1 protein-coding gene is annotated in these 1,649 nt (G+C 59.9%); it reads right to left on the bottom strand.

What is annotated here, in order from left to right:
• Positions 1-31 precede the first annotated feature (31 nt).
• A protein-coding gene (locus ABS758_RS14890) for an IS3 family transposase (protein ID WP_350384130.1) occupies positions 32-1,581 on the bottom strand; the annotation gives its coding sequence in 2 pieces (ribosomal slippage) (positions 32-1,131 and positions 1,131-1,581; 1,551 coding nt in all).
• Positions 1,582-1,649 lie beyond the last annotated feature (68 nt).

Genomic DNA, 1,649 nt, shown 5'->3' with positions numbered 1-1,649 from the left:
GCGGTGTTTGTCAACGAAGATGTCCGGTAAATCATGCGGCACGTCTTATGGTTTCAGGTGATTCCTGATGCAGCTTTTCCGGGTTAAGCCAGACCGTATCGATGCGGCTCCAGTTGCGCACTGCGCGGCTGCGCCAGCGGGCAGGATGGGCCTGCTTGGCGGCTTCGTAGACGGCAGTACGGTTGGCCAGAATCTGTCGGTCAAGGCCTGCATGACGTTGAGCGGGCGTGACGAAGCGGATACCGCTGTGACGATGCTCCGTGTTGTACCAGGCAACGAAGCGCTGCACCCAGGCGCGGGCCTGATCGATATCGCCGAAGCGCTTCCTCGGGTAGGCCGGTGTGTACTTCAGCGTCCTGAACAAAGCCTCGGAGTATGGGTTGTCGTCCGAGACCGACGGGCGACTAAAGGATGGCACCACACCCAGTTTTTGCAGCGTCGCCAGCATCGTCGCACCCTTCATCGGACTGCCGTTATCCGAGTGCAGCACCAACTGATCACGGCGAATACGGTGACGCAGGCAGGCCTTGCTGATCAAGGCTGCCGCATGGCCCGCCGATTCGTTGTGATGGATTTCCCAGCCCACAATCATGCGGCTAAAGACATCGAGCACCAGGTACAGTCGGTAGAACTCACCGCGCACGGCAGCAGGCAAGAAGGTAATGTCCCAGGACCAGACCTGGCCGGGGGCAGTCGCCATCCAGGCCTGTGGCCTCTCGGGCACGTGGGGTGTCGCCGCACGGCCGCGATGATGGACTTGGTCATGCGCACGCAGCACCCGATAAAAGCTCGATTCGCTGGCAATATAGATGCCCTGATCAGCCAAGCGAGGCACGATCTGGCTGGGCGGCAGGCTCTGGTGTTTGGCACTGTTGCAGACCACGAGGATCTGTTCCTTTTCCTGGACGCTCAGTGCCTGGGCATTGGGTTTGCGGGTAGCACCCTTGCGCTGATCCGCCAGTGTGTCGGCACTACGCCAGCGCCGCAGCGTACGATCCGTGATGCCCAGCACCGCGCAGGCCTTGTGCGTGCGCGCGCCGCTGGTCACGGCTTCATCGATCAAGGTGATGGCCATCTGTTTCATCGGCTCGGGGATCAGTCGTCCTCGCCGCTGCCCCAGATGGCCTGGGCTTTTTTTGACAGTGTCAGCAGTGCTGCTGCCTCTGCCAGTGCGCGCTCTTTGCGCAGCAACTCCTTTTCCAACTTGCGGCTCTTTTTGCGTTCAGTCGCCAACTGGGCCTTGTCTGCTGGGGCTCCCGCATCCATGGCCTCAAAGGCGGCCTTCCAGGCATCAAGCTGCTCGGGATACAAACCGTGTTCCCGGCAGTATGCTGAGCGTTCGGCTTCATTCATGGGCGCTGTCTGGATCACCGCAGCCAACTTGGCGCGGGCGTCCCAGCGATCTGGAGTGGAAGGTTTGGCAGGCACAACGAATCCTCGGGTCTGGAACTGCTTCTTCCAAGCATACAAGGTTGGCCCCGAGATTCCTGTTTCACGGATCAGATGGGCGATGCTCTGGTTGTGCGGCGGCATCATCTTTCTGACGACCTGTTCCTTGAGTTCCTGGCTGTAGGTGGAAATGAATTCATTCCGATCGCTCCCTCAATTTCTGTTTTCAGAGGACCGGACATCTATTGTGACCGAGGGGG

The organism is Castellaniella sp. FW104-7C03, assembly GCF_040276085.1.
Lineage (GTDB): Bacteria > Pseudomonadota > Gammaproteobacteria > Burkholderiales > Burkholderiaceae_B > Castellaniella.
Note: the sequence above shows the minus strand (reverse complement) of the source record. Positions and strands in the feature narration are given on the sequence as shown.